Here is a 26,311-nt window from a genome sequence, read left to right as displayed (position 1 = left end):
ATATTTTTTTTAATTAATCTGTATAGTGGTCTTTGCTCTGACACAGAGTTGTTTCAAGATAAAATATAAAGAAAGTTTTCCAGCGTCATCCCTAGCAAGTTTCTCTCTGTAATCTCCTTAATGCTCTATCCTAAAATAATACCTATGTTCAGTGCACCTTAATTTTAATTTTATAAGGGGCATAATATGTCTAATCAAGTAATTGGTACAGTAAAGTGGTTTAACGAAACTAAAGGTTTTGGTTTTATTTCTCAAGAAAATGGCGATGATTTATTTGTTCATTTCAGAAGCATTTTAGGCGATGGCTTTAAGAAGCTTATTGAAGGCGAGCAGGTTTCCTTTACTGTAGGTAAAGGTCCTAAAGGCCTTCAAGCAGAAAATGTAACGACTATTTAGTCTTACAATTGAATTTACACTGCCTCGTCATACGCCTGGCGAGGTAGTTGCTCTGACAAAGATTTGTTTCAAGATAAAATATAAAGATAGTTTTCCAGCGTAATCCCTAGCAAGTTTCTCTCTGTAATCTCCTTAATTACCTATCCTAAAAATACTTATGTTCAGTGCACCTTAATTATAATTTTTTATAAAGGGGCATAATATGTCTAATCAAATATTTAATAATGAGAATAGAAATAATAAAAACAAATCTATTCAAAATAAAGAAACATCAATACATAAAAAAATAAAGATGAATAGCCTTCTCCAAAGGATTGCTAATGGTGAGACTGGTGTTGTTTTAGAGGAACTACTTTGAAAAATCACGGTAGAAAGAAGATCTGGTTTAAGTTAAAAAAGTGCGAATCATACACTAAAAAAATTTTATTATATTGAATGTAAGGTTTGTACAAGGTTGCTCATAGAAAGACTATGCTCTTCAACAGATGAGCTTTGGAAATAGCAACAACGAAATATCTGGGGCACACATCATATTATGACAAGTGGAACGTTAAGTTGCTTAAACTGTAGGAGCGATGAAACATACTCGTAGTGCTCAGGTTTGTGAGATGAGGTAATAACCATTCTATGATGGTTTTTTGCCGTCCATACTCCTTGATAATCAGTTGCTTGCCTAGTCCAGCTTTTAGGCAGAAACCAAGTCAGTTCGAACGTTTAAGCGTGAAACAATGCCATATTGAAAGCATCACACCACTACGTCTCCTCAAAAGGAATAGGACCATGCCGACCTAAAACACACCGTGATGGATAGCGAAACTATCTTCATGAAAAGTCTAACGAACGCCAAGCGCTCAGCTGAGCATCATGCGCCAGAGGGTGCAATACTAATTAAGATTAGAGATTTAATGGATCAGATGCTAAGTCGAATAACGCTTGATGCTTGATGCTTGATGCTTGATGATAGCTGGGTAGATAGCTGTGAAGACTGACGTTGGTTAGCAATCATGATTCGTTTTTCGTAGTAGCCTTTGACACAGTTTGGATTGTTTGTCTGACAAGGTTTGCTCACGATTAAGTTGATCTCGTAAACCTGTCAGCATGTCTCGGTCCAAGTTGCTCAGCTTTTCGGAATGTAAGAGGAGTGTCGTATTGATAAGCTCAGAGAGGTTTCGTGAACTCATAGTCCCCACTCTTTATCCCACTTTTTTTGTTCTTCAATCTCTTCTATGCGTTTGCGAACACCCATTTTTTTCAACTCTTCTGGTATTCGTTTAATCCCTTTCTGATTAATACTAAATTGCTTCTGCTTTTGTGTCGGTTTAGGTAACTTGCTCATATATCATCCTATTGATGCTAAGAAAGATGATTTTATTCAGATTAGAATAAAGCCATTTCAATTCATTATCTCTTATTAATGTATCGTTCCGCGTTTGCAAAAAGTTTATCGCATGCTTTTTTCTGTGCTAAATATTCTGATGAACTTTCAGTCATAGAGTCGAGAATTTCTTTCGCTTCTTGATATTCTTTTACCATCGCAGCGAATCGTTCTTCGAAGTTGTTTTTCTGTGTTTTCTTGCTTGATTTTCTTACTGGTTTTCTCATATTGCTTCTTATCTTATCGATCCAAAAATTTATTTTATTCGTATTTCGAACGTTCAGAATCTTTATTAAAAAATAAAGTAAAAAAGTCTCCTCGACAGAAGAGACTTTTTATAAATATCTTACACTAACGTAACATTATCCGCTTGAGGACCTTTGTTACCTTGTTCAACAACAAAAGAAACCTTTTGGCCTTCAGATAATGTTTTGAAGCCATCACTAACAATTGATTTGAAGTGAACAAATAGGTCAGAACCGCCGTTATCAGGAGTGATAAATCCAAAACCTTTGGATTCATTTAAGCCTGTTGATTTATTTGACATAATATATCTCGATACATTGATTAAGTTAAAAAGAAAGCTACTAAATAAGGAATGAAGAAAAAGGTATCGCAGGATAAATATGACGAATTTAATCGAATAAAAACTGAGAAGATCTTGAACTAAATATTTTACTAATAGCTCATCGTTTGAGATTCTGACACTATACACTATATGAACATAATAGATATCTATTTCTTGATTGATTTTTATTGTCCATAAAATCAATGACATAAAAAGTGAAAGGCTGAATTGAAATCAACAGTATCATTAAAAATAATTATTGCAAAACAGATATTCGATACAAGCATGATCCCTAATTCTAACTTTGAATGGGGCAAAACATTGCTAGCGATGATCACCGCTGATAAGCCTTTGGACAACACCTTAATAGAGGCTTTGCTAATTTAGCTGCATTTAAAGGGTTAAGAGCGGTATTGAAAATACTCTAATCTGATGGCCAAATTCACTCATCCACTGAACTAAGATCTATCTAATTTTGAAAATCAAAATGTCGCTTAACGACGTGTCCAAACTTGCTGGTGCAGATCATTCTGGTTGATAGAGGGTGAAAGGGCTTATTTTCTTCTTTCTCTCTATCCGCAACAACCGTACGAATTACCATCACATAATTAATTCAGGTCCATAGTCTAATACATTGAAATAACATAGAATAATGTGACTATTATTCAAAGATGCGTAATGTTATGGGTGAGTTTTCAAAGTATGTTGGTGAAGTAGGCGAAGGGATTGTCAATGACTTCCTTATCTTGTTTAGATGGAAGAACATGTGCAAAAACAAGGAATTACCTTGTTGTACTCCTGCTCATAATAAAAAGACCCACGGGATTGACTCGCTTTTTATCTATAATTCACCATTGCAGAAGCAATCACTCGTAAGTGTAGTGGTTTCAACAAAATACTCGTCTAAACCTTATGATAAGGTTAGTACAACTTTTGGTTCACATTTCAGGGACATAGCCCATACCGTGGAATGCTATGGCAAGTCTCGTCTTAAAAGAGATTTAACCAAGGGGTTCAAAGGCAGCTCTCGCAAGGACGATGTAGGTGTTCTATTTTACATCAATAATGATAACAGTGGGACAAAAGACGACATCAAGCAGGACATAGCCAAGCGTCGAATTGGTGGTGATTTGAAGTTCAATACCATCCATGTGATTGACAATGCAAGAGCAGACTTCCTGTATGAATCACTGAATTTCATCAATAATAAATACTCGTCCTATGAGTTCTTCTGTTTAACGACATCACTAAATGTAGCAGCAAATAACCAGACAAACCACTCGCCTATAATGCCTGTCGAGTACATCACATCACCAATCATTCCTCTATCTGTATCAACCGATTCAGGCAAGAAGTTCGTAATGCTATGTGATTTTGCATTCACACAAGAGTCTCTAGTGCTTGTCTACAAACTTGCACGTAAGTTGTGTGCTGAGTTTGCCAACCATTATGAAATCTATTTCCAAAACTACAACTCACTAGAGCATGACCCTATCCGTGATGAGGTCAAAATGTCCTCTGAGTCAGAAGCAGAAATCGAGCTATTCGTTGGAACCTACAACAAGAGCTTTAGGAGCGAAGTTAATGGCTGACACCAATTTCATACCGTGGGGTGAGAACCTGAAAGGCTTAGTTAGCCAAACCAAGTGTACCGCTACGATAATCAATGACATTCTGCGAGAACGTGGTGTATTCTGTTCATCCTCTGAGAAGGTTAACACTGTACCAAACTTGATTAAGTCACTACTTAGTCCAGCAGAATCATACGAGTTACTAAACGGTATCAAGACCAAAGAGAAGCTAGATAAGGTCAACTTTCGTAGCTATGAGGTTAAGCAAGATAGTGACCTTCTTGATTTGGTAAGTGGGTTAATGGATACCGATGACCTTCAATCCAATGATTACGTAAATTATCAGATTTCCGACTTTAATGACTTCACATCCCTAGACGGAACAAGTTCTAACTCCCTCATACTTGATTTCGAGGTCTGCCGTAAGGACATCCTTGATGATTGGTATGAATCAGAGAAGTTCTTCAAGGGTTCGGTTGAAATCAAGAAAGGCTCAGATGACAACAAAGCCATAAGCATGAGTGTTAAATTGAATCACTCATCACCTGAAACTAAAGAAGTTGCGGATAAAGTCATCTCTATCGTAGAAAAGTCCCTTATTGAAGATGGTGTGATTGACGAGCCAAAGCAAGGCGGTCGAGTTCTCTTCGATGACTTTACTAACGAGAACAGGATTAATTTCTTGAACTCTCTTGCTTCTCAGCACACTGGTTACGACTTCTACCACACGAAGATTGATGATTTCAGCTTCACCCCAGATAAGGATTTGGACACAAAACACCTCAAGCAGGATACCAACCTTCTTGAGAAGGACATCAACAGACTCCGCGTATCAGGTGATTTAGAAAAGATTATTACGGTGAAGTGGAAGCACATTCACCCTTACATTAAAGCGACTAAGGTAGTCGCCACCTACACTATTGACCATAAATCCTATTCGGGTGAATGCAGGGTCTCTTACGAGTTTAGTGACTACAACAAAAGGAAGTTGATTAACCCAGAGTTGTGCATCAACTTTGTCAATCTAAAGCTCAAAGGCGCACCACCATCTGTTATTCATAACGTCCAGTCAATCATCATGAGAGAGATTGAAACCCGTAAGAATGAGTTACTGGCAAAATACAAGAAGCCATAAGCCCCAAATATAAAAAAGGGAGGTGATTAAGCCTCCCTATCTTATTGAACAAAAATTACACAGCACGCTTAAATACTGGTAGAATGTACAGGCATTTTGCAAATCACATTAACAACCCAGAGGTGACATTATGGGAAGAAAGCGTGTAACTACTACTCAAGAATCTAGTAGCGGAAGAAATACCAAGTTTCGTGACAATTACACTGGCGAAAGTATGACTAGAAGTCAGTTCGTTAAGAAGATTGAGAGTGGTGAATATTCCAAGTACCACGTAAGAGAAATCAAAGGTGTTAAAACTCCAGTATCAAACCCAGACCCAAGCAAAGACAATAACTTGGACTAATCCACAACCTGTAGGGAATGGAGTCCCTAGCATTACCCCACCGTTTTCTTTACACGCTGCACTAACTAACACCCCACAACCTAGCTTTCAGCGAGCTTGAAATTTTTCTTATTACGACCAGCTTGAGCACTAACAACGCGCGCCTGACGTAGTAACGTCAACTGCCCAACAAGCATGTCCTCAGTAGCCTTACTATGTATTTAATCACTAACTCTTCATGCCCCATCAGCAAGCCTCTGGACTCTTTTGAGTTACGAAGTGCTAACTGTGAATGTGATCAGCCTGGTATGAGTAGGGACAGTTCCGAGTTAGGGATTGTGGTTGAATGTGGCTATATCGAATAAGTAGAGTTTGGGGAGATTCATCTTCAAACTCGATTGCTATTCACCGATAAGCGATATATCAAACAAATTGCATTGGCAAGCGCTTAACACGTAGTACAATACCCTGGTCTTTTCTGGGGGGTATATGCATGTTTAAAAACATAAAATCGATAAAAAATTTCGGTATTTTCAAGGGTGCTAAGACTAATGCTGGTCAGCCTTTCTATCAATTCAATCTGTTCTATGGCTTTAACTATTCAGGGAAGACAACATTATCAAGAGTCTTCCGTGCGATGCAGTTAGGTGAAATGCCTGAAGGGTTTGAAACTGGTTCGTTTGAAATTGATCAGCATGAAAACATTTCAATCAAAAGCAACGCGATCAAAAAGGTTGAGAACCTACGTGTATTCAATTCAGATTACATAGCAAAGAACGTTAATTTTGATGAATCAAGTGTTAGCCCTGTTTTGATTGTTGGTGAACGCAATATCGACTTAGAAAATGAAATTCAAGAACTTGAAGCAGCTATTCCTGACAAAGAACAAGAATACGAAAACAATTTAAAATCAGCAACTTTTAAAGAAAAAGAAAAGAACATACGACTTGCAGCCGTTGGTCGCAATGTCACAGACTTAAATATTCTTGGCAGATCGACCTTCAACGCTGCAAGTGTAAAATCAATGCTTAGTGGTGCAACCGCTGAACATAAACTAACGCCAGAGCAATTAGGTGCGTTCATAGATACAGCAAAAGCCACTGCCGTTGCTAGTGCGCCTAAAGCAGTAATTACTGTTCCTGATATGACAACTATCTTCAACGAAATCGAAGATATCTTGCGTACGTCAGTTACACAGATAACCATTGCTGAATTAGATGCAGACAAGAAATTAAGGGACTGGGTTGAAGAAGGTATTGAACGTAACGAAGGCCACACGACTTGTCAGTTCTGTCAAAGTCCTATCAATCCAGCACGGTTAGATGAACTAAATACATACTTCTCAAAGGCATACAAAGATTTAAGTCAGCGAATTGATTCTGCTATTGCTTCGGTAAAAGCAAAGTCATTAATTTCCAGTATTCCTAAAACTAGCCAGTTGTATCCTGACTTACAGGCAGGATTTGATGATCTTAGAAATGAAGTTGAGCCACTGAATGAATCTTTTGATGCTGTAAAGCTATCACTAATTGATTTGCTGACCGATAAAAAAGAGCACATGGCTGAAGATGTCCCCTTCAGTGCTTCAGATTATCCGTTGCCAGATGCAACAGAGTTACTTGAGAAATTCAATATACAAATCAAAGCACATAACGAAAGAGCCTCTAATCATTCAACTGAACAGCGGCAAGCCATTGAAGCGATCAAGCGTCACTATGTCTATCAAGAGACGCAGGATTACGACCACCCAAAAGCAGCAATAGATATAAAAGCATTTCAAGATGCCGCTAAAATATTGCAAGCTGACATCACTGTTATGGATACACGTGCCGCTGCCATCAAAGCCGAACTGAATAATACTAAGCAAGGCGCCCAAAGTCTTAATGACAACCTAAGACAGTACTTTGGCAAGACAGATATTGAAATTAAGTCGATTGCTGGCACTTACAAGTTCATGCGTGAAGAACGAGAAGCCAAGCACTTATCTGATGGTGAACGTACGGCTATTGCCTTTGCGTATTTCATAACGCAGCTTGAAGATGAAGAACTGAAAGATGTTAAGCCAATTGTGTATCTGGATGACCCCATCTGTAGCCTTGATTCAAACCACATTTACAACGTTCTTGGGATCATTAAAAGTAAGCTGAATCATGACCACGTAGAACAGCTTTTTATATCTACGCATAACTTTGAATTCTTCAATTTAGTGAAGATGTGGATGTCTTACTATCGTGCAAATGAAGGCAATCAGAAACGTTCGCAGTACTTCTTAATTAACCGTAAAGGCGATCATTCGCAAATTGACCAGTTGCCTGATTTATTGAAGAACCATAGGTCTGAATACGCTTATCTAATCAGTAAAATCAAAGAAGCTGTCACCCAACCACAAAACTGTGACGCTATTGCTGTTCAATCGTATGTCAGAAAGATAATGGAAGTGTATTTTTCGTTTAGGTTTAACCTGAATGATTTCAGAAAGCAAGGGACAGATTATATTGCCCCTAATTTATTGAAAGGTATTGATGACGCAGAAGTGAAGGCAAACGCCTTGTATGAGTACATGAATGAAAAATGCCATGCGAAGTCGATGGAGCTTGGTACGCAACTTCCTGAAGCCGTACAGCCACAATTAGCGGCTATTTGGAACATAATCTGCACTGCTATTGAAACGAATGATAAGCCACACTATGACGCTTATTTCGCTTGATATATTCTTCGAGTTTTGAACTCAACCTAGAGTCAGTGATTCCTTCGCTGACTCTATTAGCTAATACGCTGTAGCCAAAAAGCAGAGAGTAGGGAAGAGATTGCCCCATGATCTTTCGTGGTCATCGAACTCTCCGCAACATAGCTGTGAAAAACAGCCCTATCCCTAAAATAAACTCCAATCGATTCAGTCCGAACTGCATACAAACCTAACTCACTAAGGCAGAAGTTCCTTCACATCACAGCCCAAGGTCTCCGCAATCTGATACAACTTCTCAACCGTGATATTAACTTCACCGCGCTCAATGCGTCCCACATAACTTCTATCTATCTCTGCGAACAACGCGAGTTTATCTTGAGTTAACCCTTTGGCTTTCCTCATTTTTGCAATGCGTTTGCCCACAAGTGCTGCAATCTTCTTGTTCATGTTTTTTATTTATGAAATTAATTTGCTGAACAATTACACACTTGCGGCATATAACTCCACGGATTATAATCCTCAAAATCATCAATAAAGGCCGTTTTTGGAACACATGAAGGTAAAGATCAGAAAAGAGTTATTTCTCGCCATTTATTACAATGAACACTTCTCTGCCAATGACTTAAAGTCCTTTCCAATAGACTGTGATGAGAAAGAATACTTATCAGATGAATACGTCGAAAAAAAATTGAAGGAAATGTCGCTTATCGGCGCAGTCCTGTCGTGCGGTTTCGATAAGCATGGTGATGAAGAATTTTCCAAAGGTTTTATGTTTAACCATATCGACTGGGAGGTCGTGGATTACGACAACTACGGTGAGGACTCCAACTACCTTTCTCTTAAAAAAGAAAGCCTTTTGACGATTTTGCAAGATAAACAGTCAGAGCTGTCAGAGTCCTATTCTCTTCATAAAAGGACATGGAAGCATTTCAATCGGTTGTGTGCTCAACACTCAGAACTTCGGCTGTGTTTAGACGAGTATATATCCGAGTATGACAATCGTAGATTGGATCTCAAAGCCGAAATGCAGGCAGTAGAAAACGCAATTACCTTCTACAAAAATACAGCCCACCCAGTGGAAAGTGGGAGCTAATTTGCACAATCCTATACTTTACGCACATGCCACAAACAATATGCTCGTGGGGCAGTTTGTCCAACAGTCGAAGACCAACTTATTATTCTCATACTCTGATGAGTGGTTAGCATATGATTCCGCTTTCCCTCTTTCATTAAGCTTACCGCTCGTAAGGGGAGAATGCTCATCATTTAATGCACTGAATTTTATTCACAACCTGCTTCCTGACTTGAAAGAAGAACGATTAAGCCTTGCTCACTCGGTAGGTGTGCAATCCAACGATGCATTCAGTTTACTCTCCAAGATTGGTCATGATTGCACGGGCGGCATTTCATTTACTGAAAGCAGGGAGCCGCCAAAGATAGGATGGAAATATCGAGAGATCTCGGCAAGTGAATTAAATGAACTCGTTACTCAGCGTAAGTCATTTCTTCCATTTTTTGGGGATTATCGACCTTGTATTTCGGGAACACAGCGAAAAACAACGCTAACTAGGTTGAACAGTAAATGGTATGTACCTCAAGAGAAATCACTAAGTAGCCACATTATCAAATACCCAATGGATACAATTGAGCAAAGCAACTCAGTACTAGATATGAGCAGCAGTGTTGAGAATGAATTCATCTGTACTCAAATAGCGAAGGAACTTGGTTTTAAAGTACCCGATACGGAGATAATAACGACTGAATCAGGAGCTAAAGCCCTTGCAGTAAAACGCTTCGACCGATGTTTTGGTGACGGAGTTGTGACTCGTAGACACCAAGAAGATTTCTGTCAGATTTTCGGTGTACCTGAACATCAGAAATATCAATCGGAGAACAACCTAAGTGTCCCCAAAATTGTTGATGTTTTAAGTCTCTCTGCGGAAAGCAAGGCGAACAATCATGACTTTTTTAAGTTTATGGTTTTTCAGTATTTTATTGGTGCAACTGACGGTCATCTCAAGAACTTTTCCGTGCATATTGCTCCTAGCGGACACTATCAACTTACACCGTTCTACGATTTGCTATCAGCTTACCCCGCTATCGGTAATAGAGGCTTAAATAAGCGTAAGCTAAAGCTAGCAATGGGACTGAAAGCATCACGAGGATACAAATATCATATCAGCAAAATTTGCTTACGGCATATAGAGCAGACAGCTAATCAGTTCGGTATCAGCAATACGAACTGTCATGAAATCGTCTCTGCCTTTCTCGCTCAATTTAGTAGCGCACTTAGCTCTGTAGACAATCGATTTCCTGAAAAGGAATTTTCGCTAGTAAAGGACGCAATATTTCAACATGCCACTAAGATCGTCGAAAAGTTAAACAGATCAATTAAGTAAACATCTCGGGTAACAATTATTGCCCATTTTGTAAACATACTCGTTAGCAGTGAGGGAAAGATGGCTGAAACCACGACCAATGGAAGTAACACGACTCTTGATTTGAAGCAGTCTTTCGCTCTGTTAAGTGTCGATAAGAATGGAATCGTAACGATGAAATTTGGTGATGAAGTAACGGTTTTTATGAACGACAAATGCCCAGCAATCGCAACAGATTTGTTAAAAGTGATCGCGTCAATAAAAGCGGGAGCAGCTAACAATGGAACATGAGGAAGATAAGAGTAATGAGCTAACAGAACCTTCTTGTGAGAACCTGAGTATAGCTCGCTTTTTAGCCTTGCTCGAAAAAGACATCGAGCTGCATACAGATAAATTAGTCGTTCCTTCTCATGAAATGAAAGAAGAATTAGATGAGAGCGTCGGTGATGATTTAGTCGATTTAGATGGCGACTATTTGGGGAGAGGATAGTATGAAAGCAAAAATCGGCATTCTATCAGAAGAGCTTGCTCGTAAGCGCATGATTCGGATTGCAGAAGGAAAAGTGGCGTCTAAAGAACATTACCCTCAATTTTTGTTTGAGTCACTGGCTGATCTTTCACTACTGCTGTCTAACGAAAATGTTGAACTACTGAATTTGATTGCTCGCGAAAAGCCAAACAGTCTTGATGACCTTGCTGAAATAAGTGGGCGCAGTATCAAGGATGTTACTGATACTTTGGAAGTTCTCTCATCTAAAGGTTTTGCTTACATAGAAACGAAGGGAGGTAAATCTCGACCAATTGCGTTGTTTACAACGTTCGAGATCATTATGGGCAGCTCTCATTTACTTTGAATTGCTAACAAATAAGAATAGCTGTCGCGCAGCCGACAGCTTTAGTCAGTGTTGAACAAGCCCGAACCTCTTCTTTATATGTAAATTGTGTCTTATGAGTTTAGCGTCTAGATAAGATGTGACTTTTCTTGAAGCGAACGTTACCATGATGTGTGGCCTGATAGCTTCACTTCACATCTTTAGCTGAGTAGTCCTGTTAAGCTTTATGCGTTTGTTATGTTTTTTTTACCTGCGTCATCTGCTTTTTTAACCAAGACTTAAAACGGTTTTTCTTAGTATATTTGTGGAGGTCAAAATCCTCAGGAAACTTTGACTTGAATCTAGACTCGAAGCGCTCATAAGAAAAACCAACCTTCAGGCTATCAGCAACTTCATGTAGCTTTTTACTCAAATCTGGATCGGTGTATGTCCCAGCTTTTGGTGGTTTAACAATATCAAGACCAAAACGTTTCAAGCGTTCATACGCAGTCTCACGAACATCATCAACTTTGTCTGACAACATAGTTGATGAAAGAGCCTCTATTACTTCATTGCATTTAAACTTGCCCAGTTTATTTACTGCTAAAATTCTATCCTCAAAGCTGTTCTGGTTATGTAGTTGCTTAAGCCATTTATCTAACTCAGCAGGAACCTCTTCTACAAATTTTGGCTTAGGTGTGGTTAGCTCAACAAGAAGTTCGTTTAGGTCTTTACCATTGGAGTAAAGCTCTCTAATTTTTCTCGATGCATTAAGCATATACTGGTGAGGTTTAGGCATCGGGTGGCTTTTTCCCTCAGGGGTTAACCGCTCATGTGCATCATACCGCTTTTTTACTTTCTTCCAGTCATCAGGGTACATTTCTTTAAATTTATGAACGAAGTCATCCCCAGAGGCATCTGAATCTAATGTCAGAAGAACGGCTATAACCTTTTCATCTTTTCTAAGAATTATTTTTCCTTTTGGTACTCTTTGTCGTCCCATCTTTGGTATTCTCCAAACTTTCAAAAAACATAACCCGTCTTAAAGCGTTTGTTAGCACTCTGACTCGTATTCTTTGTCGATATCTTTAGCTATTTCTATAAGTTCATCGAACTGCCTCTCGACAAAGCTTGCAAATATATAAGCGTCTTTTTCATTTAATTTTGATTCCCTATTAAAGTAGAGTTCTAGCTGTTGAAGCGGGTACTCTAACTGCTCATAGTGAAAGTTAACTGAGTCATAAACACCCCACTCAGAACGTGATTCAAGAGCATTCTTAAAGTCTTCCAACACTTGAGATACCGTAGTCAAATTGATTTTACCTAATGCAAATGATTGTCTCGTATATGTAGCCTCATAAATTTTGCCTAGGTGATAACTCAATGTTTGAGGGAATGAGTCTTCAAGTTTATTGTCTTTGTACATTAATCGATGCTCCATTTCTTGCTTTTTAAGTTCATCCACCACTTGCTTTAATAGTTCAGCAATATATTTTCCCTGAATTTCTATCAACGAAGGAATGCTAACGGTTGTAAACTTAGACTCCGATGAATTAGAGAATGATGTCACCATTTGGAAGCTGACAGGACTCAAGGAGATGCGAGATATAAAGCAAGACTTATACGCTCCATTTTCTTTTTGAGATGTAGGGTGTCCCGCGGCACTATTTCGTATAATTCGAATTTCGTCTAGTTGCTTAGGACGCTTTATATTTTTCAGCTCTAATGAGTCAGCAATATGTTTTGCAGCATCTTGCTGCAATAGTAAGGTTTGCAAAACTCCATAAACGATGAGATAACTTGCTCCTTCACTCTCGGTTGAGCATAAATTGGGATATGCTTCTATTGCTAACTCGGTATCACCTACAAGATCAAGCGCTGAACACAATTTGTTCCAGTTTGCTTTATTCCCCATGATTTGAAACTGCCGCCTAGACGCATTGATGTAGTCTCTAATTTCTGATTCTAGCTTCCTGACCATACTCTCTCCTGATGAACTGATAAGAGTGCTAACAATTTATTAGATCCCCAAGTGGAGTAATTAAAAACCCCACTTGGGGAATTTTCCGCATCTATCGAACACTAGTTTTCTGCATAAACTATTGTTTTGGACAGAGTACCACCATATGCAACAAAATCACCAATGAGAAAAACGACAAGGCATGGTATCTCTACATACCTCTCATTTTACATGACGAAATCTATAGAAAAATCTCTAGTTGGGAGTAATAAGGTTTGTTACCGCTAACTCAAAAAGGGGCAGATCCGAGCTAGCTCAAAAGCTCTTTCAGGTAGCTATTCCGCTTATGAGAGTGGCTTGGGGCTTCGGTGATACTCTTCATATCATCGCTACTACCAACGATATGAATTTCACTTTCAGCTCTCGTGATTGCCGTATAGAGCCATGCTCTATCAACTATTCTTCCGTTTTGTAGGGCGATGATGATACGTGGAAACTGTGAGCCTTGGGCTTTGTGTAAGGTGATGGCATAACCTAATTCCATACAGTCTAGGACGGATTGTGTTACCTCGATCTTATCACCTGTATCTAGTGTTATTTCACCGTAACTATCACCAGAATGCTTTGCGCTAGTTAACGTGCCAAGAGAGCCGTTCTGAATGCCTTTTTCGTAATGATTCTGAGTGAATAACACCGCATCATTGAGGCGAAGTGGCAGAAAGAATTTGTCACCATTGATTGCGAACTCAAGGCTGGTACTATCTGGGTTAACTGCTTGTTGAGTGAGTTTATTTATTTCTGATGCTAGTGTCTTGGTTGGAGCCATGACACGACTGCTATCAGGAGATTCTTGGTAAAGCTCGCAACAGACTTTGGAAATGTCTGTTTTACTGGTTTCGTGAAAGTGTATTGCACCTGTGCTTAATTGTTCAGGCATCGCACCTTGATTAATGAGCTTTGAATATTCGGAGATACCCGTCGAATCTTCTTGTCTCTTGACGATATCTAGCATCGTATTAGCCACCGTTTTTGCTTCAACGATGTCTGCCAACACCTTTCCGCAGCCGATTGGTGGAAGTTGGTCAGGGTCGCCAGCGAATATCAATCGTACAGAGGGGTGAATGTGATTCACAAGACGATACATGGTTGGCAAGTCAATCATGCTTGCCTCATCAATCACCAGTAGGTGATTTGGTTTATCTACACTGGGTACAATAGGGTTTTCACGGAGCAATTTAGCAATGGTTGAGGTAACAAAACCGATGGACTCATGAAGTCTCATTGCAGCACGGCCACTGAGCGCAACGGCGTGTATTTCAAATCCAAGTTGATGGTAAGCCCTGAGAGCCGTTCTGAGTACCGTTGTCTTGCCTGTTCCTGCACCGCCCGTAATACAGCTTACCGAATTATCTAGACACGTTGTTACGGCTTCGATTTGTTTAGGAGTTAATTCGTATGGAAGCTCCGCAGCCGCAGAGCAATACGCAGCATTGGCGTTTTCATCAAACAAGTCATTTCGCTTAATCAGTGTATTTAGCCGCTTGGCAACGACACTTTCCATCAGAAGTTGCGCAGTTGGATGGTAGGTTCCTGTGTCGGGATTTAAAATGTACTGGGCTTTATCATGACCTGATTGGAACGCTTGAGTGACTAGCACTTTGTCTTTCAGTAACTTGTTGAGATAAGGGCGCACATTAGCATGAGTGGTGTAGGTGTGACCTTTTTCAATCTCTTTTCGAATCGCCATTTCCAGAGCAGCGCTGAGCCTTCTTGGATCATCCTGCGCAACATCGGTCTTAAAATTCGTTACCTTGATAATATCTTCAATGGCACTGAACGAAAGACCAAAGCCCATCAGAGCATAAGGATTCCCCTTGATAACATCGATGGAGGCTTCACCGTGATGCTTGAGCAGCCGTTGCTGCACACTGGCAGGGATTTTGTGCTCACTCATCCAGTTGCAATGCGCCAAATTTTTGTATTTGGCGTACCCTCTATAGAGTGCTTCTACTGAATCTTCACTCAGAATCGATGTCAGGTACTTTCTGGATTCTGGGGCGTCATTTCTTAATGTGGCATGGAATTCTTTCCCCAAGAGCTGCCAGAGCGCCCTAGCTTTGCTTTCGCCAATACCCTTGAAGTCACTTTCTCTGGCGATGAAGCGAATCAGTTGCTCACCTGTTTCGGGCAAGGTGCATTCAACATGCTCTGGCGATTCATAAGTGTGCTGCTGCATCACATAATCGCCTACCTCCATGTTTTCTATCTGGCGAGCGCCTTTGACTGACCAATGCTGACCCAGCGTTGGAAGCACAGGGATGCTATCGGGGTCGGCTTTGATAGTGACATAATACTTCCCACTATTGGTTATATAAGAGTCCTTCGCCAGCGGTACACCGCTGAATATCACGAGTTTACTCGTGCAGTAAGGGATGCTGGTGACACGCATCTGGTCTTCATACAAAGCGGCATTCATCGTGGCATCAACCCCAATTCGGATAAGGTTTCAGACAGATCACCAAAGCGCTCAAGTCGCTTTTCAAGCTCCTTAACCTTGGCTTTTAATTCAATGTTCTCAGCTTCCAATGACGACACCCGCTTTGAATCGAGCATCTTACGATTCGCTGTATTATCGTAGGCTTGGGGTTTGCCCTCGTTTTTTTTAGCATTTTCCGTAAGAGGTGGAAGCACACCTCTATCACGTAAATCGCCCTCTAGTGCTTTGAGTGCTTTTTTGAGGGCAGGATTTTGATTTAAAGCCGATTTTCCACAACCGATACCCTTTGCCACTTCGATTCGATTTAGCTGACCTCTGAACAAGATTTGTTTAAAGTCATCGTCCGTCTGTGTGGCTTTCCAAGCCTCAAATGCCTCAAGATTTTGCTGTGCTTTCTGCTGCCCACTCGCCATTAGCTATAACCCTATGCGAAAATTATTTGTCGTTACCATATGTAGCGTTAAACTCAGCTTCGCTAATATCGATTACTTCTTTCAAAGCATCTAACTCAGCAGTGGTTAATACGGTTTTCTTGTTTATTCCAAAACGCCCTCGATACATACCGTACCCTCTGTCAGCTAAGTGCCTTAGCAATGATGAGACAGCGCTTTTTAAGTGTGGCGTATGACTGATTGAAGGTAATAGTTTTTCGCTGGTATTTTGTTTTTTTGGTTCGCTCAGTAGGATGCTACTAATATCGTTGTCAATATCGGTATTGAGTTTCTTAAATATTACCCTTAATGCGTTATTTTCATTTCTCAGTCCTTTGACCGTTTCTTCAAGTATTTTTACTTGTTGTGCTAGTACGGGATCTGACACTTTCGCAGAAACGACAGTTCTTGCGATTATCGTTCCCTTATTAATATTCTGCTCTTGTTTTCGTAAGCGAACATATTCACCCAGCTTTGAGCCAGTGTTTGTTACTGTTGAAATCGCTGGACTACCAAATGAGTCAAGACATCTTTTGGCTACCCCACTCAAGGTGATTTCCACGCCATCTTGCACCATATGATCGCAGGTGAGCTTTATATTCTGTGCGTTTTCTCTTCTTTTACTATTCGCGGATTTACATAGGTCATTGTACAAAATAGCTGACGGTGACTGAGATACAGAAGTATTCATGTTTTAGTTACTCCCAATCGATTCAAAAGTATTTGCATCGAGTCTAAAAATCTTCTCTTCGCTTTTACTGACGAGTTCAATTACTTGACGGCTTAATTCTGGAAATTCTGACAGGGCGACATCGCCATTAAGAAGGTTTTCGGCACATTCAGCCCCGACATTGCTTATAAGCGCATCTGTCATCAAATTGGTAGCTTGTAGTCGTTGTTCATCATTCAACTTAAACAGAATATCGCCTAGATTATTCATAGCCATGAATCTAGCAATAGCCTGCTCTAGATCAGGTACAGAAGTATCATCAGAGTCTATGAACTCAGGAAGAAATTCAGATACAGTTGAGAGGAAATGAGTCAGTTCCAAATTGCTTGATTGACTAAAACCATACCGAATTTCTTCTTCTGTGGACTTGCTAAACATGGATATAGGAAGGCTTGAATTTTCCTCATGATTTTTGTCTTTATACGCGATCCATGCATCGAGTTTTCTCACTGAAGCTTCGTAAAATTTCATGCGCTCAGACCATTCAGTTAACATGTTTGACAGGATTCGTAGTTCACGATCCTCTCGACCTGATAACTTGTTATATAACTGCGTATTACCGTTGTCTTCAGCATCAATTATTGACTCTCTGATCTTGTCGATAGCAATTACTTTTTTCTTGATTTTTCTTATTAACTGGTTTCCTTCTACAACTTGACCTAAAAGAAACATAGGTCCAGTTATCCAAAATCGACATTGAGGGCAGGATGGACCTCTATCTCCGACAGGAACAGGTACTCCAGTTTTTTTGTAAGGGTCAAGACCTCCTTCCTCACAACTTGCACCAGGGCAAATTCCCGAAAGCTTTATCGATACGATCCCAGCGTTCTTTTTCAATGCATCAAAAGCTGTATATTTATTGTTAGCATAGGCTTGGTTAGTAACAAAATGTTCAATAACTTGGTCGATTTCTGATTCTATAAATTCAAAATCAGAAACGTTACTATCCTTAGTACGCGCTGCCTCTAAATACTCCCTCACTTTCGCATGAGAAGGGTTATCGTAATGAAGTGTCATCATGTAAGTCTTATGTCCAGCAACAAACTTCTGAACAATCCCTAATGGCACTCCTTTATCTAGTAAGTCTGTAATACCGCTCACTCGTAATGTATGGATATCGTAGCGAGATTCAGTCGGTGCTCCCTCTTTTGTCAAAGATATTTTTCTGTGTGTCTCAGGAAGTTTTCTGTTTATCCGTTTCTCAGCCTCGTTACAGAGCAATCCCCACGCTTTTGTTATAATGTGAGTTGCAACTGGTTTTGATTGGTCGTCGGATCTCTGTTGTGAGGGATCTCGGAATAAACAATAGAAAGTTTTATCTGTCATTATGCTTTCTTCTGTCAGAAGCTTTCCAAGAGAGTCTTTTCCTCTTCGCTCTGGGTAGGGGGAGTACTTACGGAGCCATTGATACTGGTTTTTTAATGATGCAAGTAGTTCATCACAAACCCAAGGGATATCGTAACCATCATCTGAAGTTTTATTGGTTGTAATGTGCAAGCCGAGCACGTCAGTAATTCCAAGTACGCCTGATGGAAGTGTTTGCAATAAACCTTCTTGTCTTTTTTCGTTCCCGATCTTGTTTTCATTCTTAACAAACTTTTCTAGATCAAAGTCATAGATAAAGTCATCTCCCTCACCAGAATCAAGAAGTTGAGCTTGAATCTTTCGTATTGGAATCCAGAGCATAAAATAGAGAAGGTTTGCAACTGATGGGCAGAACACGTTGTGTTCATATTCTCCAGTTTCGTGATTTGTTAAATGAACATAAGAAAATGAAAATGCTTTTTTGGGAAAAGCATAATCATCTTCAATGATTAAATTTCGAATCTCATTCATTATCCTTGATTCAATCGGTGTTCGTTTGCTTCCTGGACTAGAACCTTCTGCAAATCGATCCCACTTGGTGTCAACAGGATTAACAAATGTACTTAGAGATTCACGGTTGTCAGGGTTCTTGTAAAGAGTATCGTGGCAGAAATCAAAGAACTGTCTATACATCGACAAATGTCTGTTAGAGGCTTTTAGAGAGTAACGGTTCTTGAGATGGTTCCGCAGAGTGTTTCCCTCAGCATAATCATTTACATGTATCGTTCTGACAATCTCCAATGGGGATTGTGGGATGTGTTCAAGTCCAGAAAGCCAGTCAAGGAAGTATCTTGCAGAAGATATGCGTAATTGAAACTGCGTATCGTTTATAGATAAGCAATACTGAGAAAGAAGCTCAGTCCAAATCTTAAGTTCAGGAAGTTTGTCTGAGTACAAACTAAAGTCAGCAAGCTCATAAATCGTCTTTTTAGTTTTCCGCATGTACTTTCTATGCTTTAACTTAAGGGCGGGATTATTATGTTTTGAATTGAAAATATCCCTACACATATTTGTGTAAGCATTAAACGCTGAGCCATTCGTTCTGGTTGTTGTTTCTGATGATGATGAGGTTTGATAATTTTCTTCATACAGTTCAACCTGTCGATCTAGGAGTTCATCACTGATCTGTTCAATTCTGGTGAAAGTAGATGCCTTCACCATTGTTTTAGCGTTGCTACCAAGCCTCTTGTTTGCTCTACTTGCTTCTGAAGCTTGATGAATACGATTAACAAACTCATATGCATCTGGATTAACTAGCTCAGGGTATTCACAGTGCCTTACATTGTTTTTGTGAAGCATCCAGTATTCAAAAGGATCTTCAGAGAGTTTTCTTACATATGGGAAAAGTACATACCCCTTGGCATGTAGAAAGCTTAGTAATTCTAGAGTGTTTCTAGGTGTCTTATTGGAGTGTTGTAACCTGAATCTCTTTGATTTGATACCGCTATCTGCAACCACTTCATTCAAGAGTGAGGCCATCGCGTTTACAGCTTCAGTGAAATTATCTTGAGGTTTTATTACCTCATCTATAAACCTATAACCGAGAGCATCATTGTGATGAAATGATCCTTCCTTAAATAGACTTTTTGCTTCTTCAAGACTGTTGGGCTTGATTGCCTCTGCAAGTTTTTTTTGCTCTTCAATACTGAAGCTTTCTACCTTTAGATGGCATTGGTAACTAGTTTCTTCGCCAATAGCTTTGGTATAACTGTCGGCAAAAATGTATGTCGGCATGAACTTTTTGTCACTACCCGAAGCCTTTGTAGCCGCAAATAACCTTATTCTATCGCCATTAATTTTGCTGAGATCTTTGTTGAGTGGTTCTAACAACTCTCTCCAAGTAATTTGAATCTTTGCGTTCACATATTCTTGTAAGAGTTCGTTGAATTCCTCTTTTGTAGGAGTTTTGAGTATACAAAATGCTCTACTAGATGGATTAAATTTAATCACCTCACCTGTTAATGGGGAAGTGTACTCTTCAAATTCATTTGTTATATAATCCATGTAGCTTTTACCTGTGAATTAACATCGTATCTATTTCTTCGCCAGTCAACCATGAAGTCATCCATGAATTTGGCAGTTTCGCAATTGCAGGTTGATTTTCGAATCTCTGTTGAATCTGCAACCTCTCCTCTATATCTGCATCGATTCTGTCTTCGAGCTTTGCTTTGTCCTGAGCATTTTGTATGACTTGGCGAGCTTTTTCTGGTGATATATGTGTGTAAATAGCTGTGGATGAGAGTTGCTTATGCCCCATATATTTACGGATCATTAATAAATCCATCTGTAAAACGTCTGCACAGTAAAAACCATAATGATGTCTAAGGCTATGTCCTCGACGCCCATCTAAATTGATGCCATACTTTTTTTCTAGTCTTTTACATGCATTATCTATGGCTTTACTCATGGATTTCTGAGTCATTGGGTCGCCATTCTGATTAACAAAGTAATACGGATGGTGTGAATACTCACCTCTTACTTCTTCCATATACTGAATGTGCAAGGTCAGAAGGTATCTCTCGACCTCTTCTCTAATAAACCACATGATAGATGTTTCGGTATTTTTGTCGTCATACTTTATACCTTTCCAACCAGCGCTCGAAGAAAGTGCACCCAGATTGATTCTGGGCTTTAGTCCATACATTGTTTTAAGAAACTCACCGCGAGTACCAGTACGCTTTTTTCCTGCTTTACAAAGCCAGGACATACTAGAAGTTTCAGGATGGGCAAGAGTTACATGTAATCTACCATTAACAGGTTCAACATCATTGATGAGTATTTGGATGATTTCACATTGCCGTCGGCCACCATACGCAGCCATTAACAAAATGATCTTATCCCGTACATTTGTTGTCTCTTCAATAAGCAGTGGTACGTATTCTGGAGGGAAATACTTGACTACGGTCGCGCCAGACTTGGCTCTTCTGCGACCTCTTTCCTTAGATTTATGAGAATCCTTCATACTGTGGGATTTTCTTTTTATATGGAACAGAAGGCTGGTCTTCAGGTGGGCGCAGTATTCATAAGAGCGATTTATTGAGTATTCAAGGTCCTTTTCTTCCGCAGGAAGAAGCTTTCTGCTGCTTTTCAAGCCCGAAACAAACTGGCAGAACTGTTTTGTAGTGTTTTTGCAATATGTATAGTCTGCTGTTTTTGCAGCTCTCCAACCTAAAACAGCGCCTTTATCAAAAGCGCTTAAAAAATCTTCAATGAACATTTCCCAGTCGTTGGTATTTTTGGCGTTGGGTTTTACCACGAGATAATAGTAATCAAAAAGCAAACCAATGTAATGTAAGTCTCTGCTTATTGTTGCATATGAGGCGTGACCTTCTTTTTGAAGGTAACGTGCATATCTAGCAACGATGAATGAAGCATGTGGTTCAACACCTTCAGGAAACAGTATTAACGTAGGCATAGTTTCGTAGTCTGGTGCGGAAATCCCTAAGTGAATAACTGTATGTATCGTGTTCATAATTAATGACGTACCTATAACTAGCCTATACATACCATAGAGTAATTTTTTAACTAGTACAACTAGTAGGGGGTATTAACTGGTTATGTAAATTGTCTAAGGTGGACTTTAAGTGCTTTTTTCACATTTAAAGTTATCATATGAGTACAACCAGTAGGGAATAGTAGGGGGTAATAATACAACCCGGGTGAGTTCCACATGGGGTGCTTGCGTCCTTGTATGTACAGTCACCATTTTTCATTGCTGGATGATACGCTTTACCTGAATAGTACTCAGCGTTCGTGTGATGTACCGCTTGGCTTAAACTTCAATATGGTTCAAGTTTACGTATTCTTGGCGATTATGGCGCAAATTACGGGCAAGAAACCTGGTCAGGCATTTCATAAGATTGTGAATGCTCACATTTATGAAGACCAGCTTGAACTGATGCGCGATGTTCAGTTGAAGCGTGAGCCATTAAAAGCGCCGACGTTCCATATCAACCCAGAGATTAAATCTCTAGAAGATTTGGAAACATGGGTCACACTGGATGACTTTTGGGTTGAAGGCTACGAGCATCACGATCCTATTCGTTACCCATTCTCAGTGTAACGAGTATCGTTCTTCAAGATATAGAAAAAGCTCCGAATGGAGCTTTTTTCTTTTTTGTACTTAGAAGGTATTATTTTAGTGCACTGACAATATAACGGTGAATTGGGTTGGTCTGCATCGGTGTGGACAGTGCCGGGCTAATAAACTTAGGTTGAGTGAATATTTCTTTACTCACTAATGAACGGATAAGCTCAAAGTACTTCAGCTCTGTTTTCCCGCACAACAATAGTGAAAAGTCATCGCCCAATTTATCATAGGCATTGAGCACCTCTCGGAATCCTCTAAGATACAAGTAATCCTTCGTTAAACCTCCACCTCGATAGACTCGGGCAGTCGTTGTAAATGCTTGAAGATCAGAAGCTTTATACTGTTCTTTTAATAGCATGAACGTATGGCGGAAATCGCGATCCTTGATCATCGACTCTACTGCCAGAACTCGTAAGGATAAGGTTCTTAGGCGCTTGATACTGAAATGTCCTGACAGATACTCACATAATATAGCCAGCCCTTCTTGAGTGTTGGTATTGGCAGGACAACCTAAGCTCAGGACTTTTAGCGGTTGTTGACGACCGTTAAGCGTAGTCAGGAGATGTACTCCCATTTCATGATGTGCAAGAGCCTCCAGCTCATCAGTGGTGATGTACGCCGCGTGGTTAATTTTGACTCGAGACCCTGAAACTAGTGCGTTTGCTAACATCCCGTCCAACACCTGTATTTCACATTCATACCCATTGCGTTGAGCAAAATTTTGCATGAAACGTGCTATTGCACGGCTATCGTGCTGAGGTTCTTTTTCTTCTTCTGTAGGAAGGTGCAATATGAAATGGGCGTTGGCAATATCTTTGGCGCTCGGTTCCCCATAATAGCGTAAGGAGTTATAAAGAAACTCTTGCGTGCCGATGGTATTCACTTGATCCAGTTTATCTGCATAAGACTGAATTACATCCGCGTACAGCCTTTGCAATTGGGTGTCTTGAATGTTTTCTAGAGGTAGCTCATATAGACGTCGCTTTGCGCTGTGAGTATCTACATTAGTAATTGAATATTGAAAATTAGGCTCTTGAGAATATTTGTTTTTAATGAAACGTTCTCTTTCTTGAGCATAATTAAGAGGATTCACGCTACTGAGGATATCAATATCAGCAACCAGTTGGGTTAGGTTTTCGTCTATTGCGAGTAGCTGATCAGAAATAGCGTCATTAAGCTGCGTCATGTTGTCGACTCCAAATGAGATAGCTCAGCATAAGCATGCTGATGTGGCTCAAATTATCACTGGACAATCGATTTGAACAGTTTAATTATCATAAAAAAGGCTCCACGATGTGGAGCCTAAACAATAAGCGATGGTATGTCGTTGTTGTTACGTTGTTAGGGCTAGAATCGCACCTGGTAGAATAACGAATACTGACATTAGGTAGCCACCAACAACAGCTTTATTCTTAATAGCCATTTCAGAAATCATCTCAGCGCCTTTAACCGGAATCTCACGTAGGAATGGAATTCCAAAGATAAACAGCGTCGCCATGATGTTAAATACTAAGTGGACTAGAGCGATTTGAAGTGCGAATACTGCGAACTCTCCAGATACCGCTGTCGCTGCTAGTAGTGCCGTAATACAAGTACCAATGTTAGCACCCAGAGTGAAAGGGTAGATATCTCGTACTTTCAACACGCCAGTACCAACCAACGGAACCATTAAACTTGTCGTGGTTGAGGAAGATTGTACTAGAACGGTCACGATTGAGCCTGATACGATGCCGTGAATAGGACCACGACCGATGGCGTTTTTCAAAATTTCACGTGCGCGACCAACCATTAGGCTCTTCATCAATTTACCCATCACTGTGATTGCAACGAAGATAGTCGCAATACCCAAAGCAATAAGCATGACGCCGCCAACAGTATCACCGAAGGTAGAAAGTGGCTCTTTAATTGCGCCTACGACTGGCTTTGTAATTGGTTTAATAAAGTTGAAGCCTTTAATGCTCATATCACCAGTAGCAAGCAGTGGAGAAACAAGCCAGTGAGAAACTTTCTCTAAAATGCCGAACATCATTTCCAACGGAAGGAAAATAGCGACAGCAAGCAAGTTGAAGAAGTCGTGAATGGTTGCACTTGCAAATGCACGTTTGAACTCTTCTTTACAGCGCACGTGGCCAAGAGATACAAGCGTATTGGTCACTGTGGTACCAATGTTAGCACCCATCACCATAGGGATAGCGGTTTCTACAGGTAAGCCACCTGCAACCAAGCCTACAATAATAGACGTTACAGTACTTGAAGACTGAATTAAGGCTGTTGCCACCAAGCCGATCATTAGACCTGCAACTGGGTGTGCGGCAAATTCAAATAGCACCTTAGCTTGATCGCCAGTTGCCCATTTAAAGCCACTACCAACCATAGATACTGCTAGAAGAAGCAGATATAACATGAATGCCAAGTTAGCCCAGCGTAACCAACGAGCTGTGCTCGAAATTGGTGCCACTGTTGAAGTAGCTTGGTTCATCATAATTTTCTCCGTTGACCTTTCAGTTCATTTTTCGGTCTGTAGTTGAATCTGCGGGCGATGTTAGAGAACAAATATTTCAGTAATATTACAGATTTCTTGCTGTGAGAGATTTTTATTGTTCTTTTTGATAATGGCGTAAAAGAGGAAGAAAATTAATTTTTAACTTGTTGATTTTAATGGTTAAATTTTGATTTCGTTTTGTTTGGTTTTTGCGTTTTTTTTGTAGAGAAAATGCGCCTCAGTTCAACTTTTATGACAGTGTTGACTTTATACTTTCGGTAAAACTTATGCTTTTGTAAGGTATTGTATGGTTTTGTCGAGTTTATTGTTTGTCTCTGTCACATTTGGTATAAAAAGTATCACTTTCTTTTCGGGACTCGATCATGTCACATCTAAACTACAACCATCTCTATTATTTCTGGATGGTGTGCAAACAGGGCTCTGTAACTAAGGCGGCTGACGCGCTCTTCCTGACACCGCAAACCGTGACAGGACAGATTAAAGCGCTTGAAGAGCGCATGAAAGGAAAGTTAACCAAGCGCAATGGTCGTACAGTTGAGCCCACTGAGTTAGGTCAGCTTGTGTTTAAGTACGCCGACCGGATGTTCGGTTTGAGTTATGAGATGTTAGATATCGTCAATTACAGCCAGCACTCGAACATTCTATTTGAAGTTGGTGTAGCCGATGCGTTATCTAAACGCTTGGTCAGTAAAGTACTGATGACGACCGTCCCGGAAGATAACAGTATTCATTTACGCTGTTATGAATCAACCCACGAACTGCTACTTGAACGCCTTTCTCAGCACAAGCTAGATATGATCCTTTCAGATTGTCCCGTTGATTCTACTCAAAGTCCTGGCCTTTATAGCAAAAAGTTAGGTGAAAGTAGCATGAGCTTTTTTGCTTCTTCTGAAATTGAAAATGTGCGATTCCCTGAGATCTTGGAACAAAAAAAACTTCTGATTCCCGCGAGCCGAACGGCTATGGGGCGTAAAGTTATTCAATGGTTTGATCGTCAAGGCCTTCAACCCAATGTGCTGGGGGAGTTTGATGATGTTGCGTTGATGAAAGCTTTTGCTCGGTACCACGATGATGTGATTTTCTTGGCACCGACCGTATACATGTCGGAGATTGAAGACGACCGAAATTTACAGCTAATTGGCCATGTCGATGGGCTAAAAGAAGAGTACTACGTGATTTTTGCGGAACGAATGATCCAACACCCCGCGGTAAAAAATGTTTGTGATGCTGATTTCAGTCAAATGTTTGAGTAAACCCGTATCGTTGCGTAAATAAATAGATTACTATCAATAAAAATATAATTCTAAATAATATCTAAGTAAGCAAGATACTTGTTTTAGTGAGCAAAACTATTAATTATTGATGGCGCACCAATTAAAGTCCTTGGTGGATAATATTGGTGTATCACTAACAACTAAATTAGAGGTTCTAATAATGAAGACTCTGGAAGTGTATCTTGATTTTCTTAGATATATAAATCAGTGCAACACAA

General features: G+C 39.9%; 25 protein-coding genes and 1 pseudogene. 13 read left to right on the top strand and 13 right to left on the bottom strand.

The features are described 5' to 3' along the window. Window positions 1–186 precede the first annotated feature (186 nt). Window positions 187–396, top strand: a complete 210-nt coding sequence (locus tag R7E38_RS09990) for a cold-shock protein (RefSeq protein ID WP_005380677.1) — start codon at window positions 187–189, stop codon at window positions 394–396. 202 nt (window positions 397–598) lie between these two features. Then, a complete protein-coding gene (locus R7E38_RS09985) occupies window positions 599–754 on the top strand; it encodes a hypothetical protein (RefSeq protein ID WP_020196713.1) in 156 nt (51 codons plus the stop codon). A gap of 819 nt (window positions 755–1,573) precedes the next feature. On the opposite strand, the gene R7E38_RS09980 is transcribed toward R7E38_RS09985, so the two are convergent. The 3 genes from R7E38_RS09980 to R7E38_RS09970 form a co-directional block, all read right to left on the bottom strand. Then, entirely contained in the window at window positions 1,574–1,732 is a 159-nt protein-coding gene (locus tag R7E38_RS09980; RefSeq protein ID WP_171822351.1) for a hypothetical protein, read from the bottom strand. 65 nt (window positions 1,733–1,797) lie between these two features. Continuing rightward, window positions 1,798–1,998 (bottom strand): hypothetical protein, encoded by a 201-nt coding sequence (locus tag R7E38_RS09975; RefSeq protein WP_020196715.1) that lies wholly within the window; start codon window positions 1,996–1,998, stop codon window positions 1,798–1,800. Between the two features lie 119 nt (window positions 1,999–2,117). Further along, window positions 2,118–2,318: a cold-shock protein gene (locus tag R7E38_RS09970; RefSeq protein WP_318081772.1), complete on the bottom strand. Its 201-nt coding sequence runs from the start codon at window positions 2,316–2,318 to the stop codon at window positions 2,118–2,120. Between the two features lie 986 nt (window positions 2,319–3,304). Here R7E38_RS09970 and R7E38_RS09965 point away from each other — a divergent pair. The 4 genes from R7E38_RS09965 (at window position 3,305) to R7E38_RS09950 (ending at window position 8,074) form a co-directional block, all read left to right on the top strand. Beyond that, on the top strand, window positions 3,305–3,931 hold the full coding sequence (locus R7E38_RS09965; protein WP_240701398.1) for a hypothetical protein: 627 nt from the start codon (window positions 3,305–3,307) through the stop codon (window positions 3,929–3,931). Further along, window positions 3,924–5,045, top strand: a complete 1,122-nt coding sequence (locus tag R7E38_RS09960; protein ID WP_053321080.1) for a hypothetical protein — start codon at window positions 3,924–3,926, stop codon at window positions 5,043–5,045. Before R7E38_RS09965 ends, R7E38_RS09960 begins: the two co-directional genes overlap by 8 nt. Before the next feature lie 130 nt (window positions 5,046–5,175). After that, window positions 5,176–5,388, top strand: coding sequence for a DUF3892 domain-containing protein (locus tag R7E38_RS09955; RefSeq protein WP_053321081.1), 213 nt, complete (start codon window positions 5,176–5,178; stop codon window positions 5,386–5,388). Between the two features lie 472 nt (window positions 5,389–5,860). Next, window positions 5,861–8,074, top strand: a complete 2,214-nt coding sequence (locus R7E38_RS09950; protein WP_053321082.1) for an AAA family ATPase — start codon at window positions 5,861–5,863, stop codon at window positions 8,072–8,074. Window positions 8,075–8,290: 216 nt separating this feature from the next. On the opposite strand, the gene R7E38_RS09945 is transcribed toward R7E38_RS09950, so the two are convergent. Beyond that, window positions 8,291–8,500 (bottom strand): helix-turn-helix domain-containing protein, encoded by a 210-nt coding sequence (locus R7E38_RS09945; protein WP_047690150.1) that lies wholly within the window; start codon window positions 8,498–8,500, stop codon window positions 8,291–8,293. A 106-nt stretch (window positions 8,501–8,606) separates the two neighbouring features. Here R7E38_RS09945 and R7E38_RS09940 point away from each other — a divergent pair, with 106 nt between their 5' ends. From R7E38_RS09940 to R7E38_RS09920, 5 genes are read left to right on the top strand one after another with little or no spacing between them, the layout of a single operon-like run. Then, on the top strand, window positions 8,607–9,146 hold the full coding sequence (locus R7E38_RS09940; RefSeq protein WP_137032143.1) for a hypothetical protein: 540 nt from the start codon (window positions 8,607–8,609) through the stop codon (window positions 9,144–9,146). Between the two features lies 1 nt (window position 9,147). Beyond that, the gene (locus R7E38_RS09935) at window positions 9,148–10,452 is read left to right on the top strand and encodes a HipA domain-containing protein (protein WP_170963374.1); all 1,305 of its coding nucleotides are present in this window, start codon (window positions 9,148–9,150) and stop codon (window positions 10,450–10,452) included. Window positions 10,453–10,512: 60 nt separating this feature from the next. Then, window positions 10,513–10,722, top strand: a complete 210-nt coding sequence (locus tag R7E38_RS09930) for a hypothetical protein (RefSeq protein ID WP_055466299.1) — start codon at window positions 10,513–10,515, stop codon at window positions 10,720–10,722. Further along, window positions 10,712–10,921, top strand: coding sequence for a hypothetical protein (locus R7E38_RS09925; protein WP_137032148.1), 210 nt, complete (start codon window positions 10,712–10,714; stop codon window positions 10,919–10,921). Before R7E38_RS09930 ends, R7E38_RS09925 begins: the two co-directional genes overlap by 11 nt. A gap of 1 nt (window position 10,922) precedes the next feature. After that, on the top strand, window positions 10,923–11,285 hold the full coding sequence (locus tag R7E38_RS09920) for a transcriptional regulator (protein ID WP_222712334.1): 363 nt from the start codon (window positions 10,923–10,925) through the stop codon (window positions 11,283–11,285). A 214-nt stretch (window positions 11,286–11,499) separates the two neighbouring features. Here R7E38_RS09920 and R7E38_RS09915 read toward each other — a convergent pair whose 3' ends face one another. The 7 genes from R7E38_RS09915 to R7E38_RS09885 form a co-directional block, all read right to left on the bottom strand. Beyond that, window positions 11,500–12,246, bottom strand: coding sequence for a HEAT repeat domain-containing protein (locus tag R7E38_RS09915; RefSeq protein ID WP_137032152.1), 747 nt, complete (start codon window positions 12,244–12,246; stop codon window positions 11,500–11,502). Between the two features lie 51 nt (window positions 12,247–12,297). Then, window positions 12,298–13,224: a hypothetical protein gene (locus tag R7E38_RS09910; protein WP_137032154.1), complete on the bottom strand. Its 927-nt coding sequence runs from the start codon at window positions 13,222–13,224 to the stop codon at window positions 12,298–12,300. Between the two features lie 289 nt (window positions 13,225–13,513). Beyond that, the gene (locus R7E38_RS09905; protein ID WP_222712335.1) at window positions 13,514–15,679 is read right to left on the bottom strand and encodes an AAA family ATPase; all 2,166 of its coding nucleotides are present in this window, start codon (window positions 15,677–15,679) and stop codon (window positions 13,514–13,516) included. After that, window positions 15,676–16,113, bottom strand: a complete 438-nt coding sequence (locus R7E38_RS09900; RefSeq protein WP_039450253.1) for a VPA1267 family protein — start codon at window positions 16,111–16,113, stop codon at window positions 15,676–15,678. The genes R7E38_RS09905 and R7E38_RS09900 overlap by 4 nt, the downstream gene beginning before the upstream one ends. A 22-nt stretch (window positions 16,114–16,135) precedes the next feature. Continuing rightward, window positions 16,136–16,822, bottom strand: coding sequence for a hypothetical protein (locus tag R7E38_RS09895; protein WP_136979787.1), 687 nt, complete (start codon window positions 16,820–16,822; stop codon window positions 16,136–16,138). Window positions 16,823–16,825: 3 nt separating this feature from the next. Then, window positions 16,826–20,230, bottom strand: coding sequence for a VPA1269 family protein (locus R7E38_RS09890; protein WP_137032161.1), 3,405 nt, complete (start codon window positions 20,228–20,230; stop codon window positions 16,826–16,828). A gap of 7 nt (window positions 20,231–20,237) precedes the next feature. Continuing rightward, on the bottom strand, window positions 20,238–21,698 hold the full coding sequence (locus R7E38_RS09885) for a tyrosine-type recombinase/integrase (RefSeq protein ID WP_170963375.1): 1,461 nt from the start codon (window positions 21,696–21,698) through the stop codon (window positions 20,238–20,240). A 177-nt stretch (window positions 21,699–21,875) separates the two neighbouring features. Here R7E38_RS09885 and R7E38_RS09880 point away from each other — a divergent pair. Next, window positions 21,876–22,289 (top strand): annotated as a pseudogene (locus tag R7E38_RS09880) (thymidylate synthase); the annotation flags it as partial. A 70-nt stretch (window positions 22,290–22,359) separates the two neighbouring features. Here the strand turns inward: R7E38_RS09880 and R7E38_RS09875 are convergent. Both R7E38_RS09875 and R7E38_RS09870 read right to left on the bottom strand, forming a co-directional pair. Continuing rightward, the gene (locus R7E38_RS09875) at window positions 22,360–23,502 is read right to left on the bottom strand and encodes a flavohemoglobin expression-modulating QEGLA motif protein (protein ID WP_206959261.1); all 1,143 of its coding nucleotides are present in this window, start codon (window positions 23,500–23,502) and stop codon (window positions 22,360–22,362) included. A gap of 147 nt (window positions 23,503–23,649) precedes the next feature. Beyond that, window positions 23,650–24,795, bottom strand: a complete 1,146-nt coding sequence (locus R7E38_RS09870) for a Na/Pi symporter (RefSeq protein ID WP_025768431.1) — start codon at window positions 24,793–24,795, stop codon at window positions 23,650–23,652. Between the two features lie 386 nt (window positions 24,796–25,181). On the opposite strand from R7E38_RS09870, the gene nhaR reads away from it, so the two are divergent. Next, window positions 25,182–26,072: a transcriptional activator NhaR gene (nhaR, locus tag R7E38_RS09865; protein WP_005381942.1), complete on the top strand. Its 891-nt coding sequence runs from the start codon at window positions 25,182–25,184 to the stop codon at window positions 26,070–26,072. Window positions 26,073–26,311 lie beyond the last annotated feature (239 nt).

Origin of the sequence: Vibrio sp. Vb2131 (genome assembly GCF_033338535.1) — a bacterium.
In the GTDB taxonomy this organism is placed as follows: Bacteria; Pseudomonadota; Gammaproteobacteria; order Enterobacterales; family Vibrionaceae; genus Vibrio; species Vibrio alginolyticus.
Note: the sequence above shows the minus strand (reverse complement) of the source record. Positions and strands in the feature narration are given on the sequence as shown.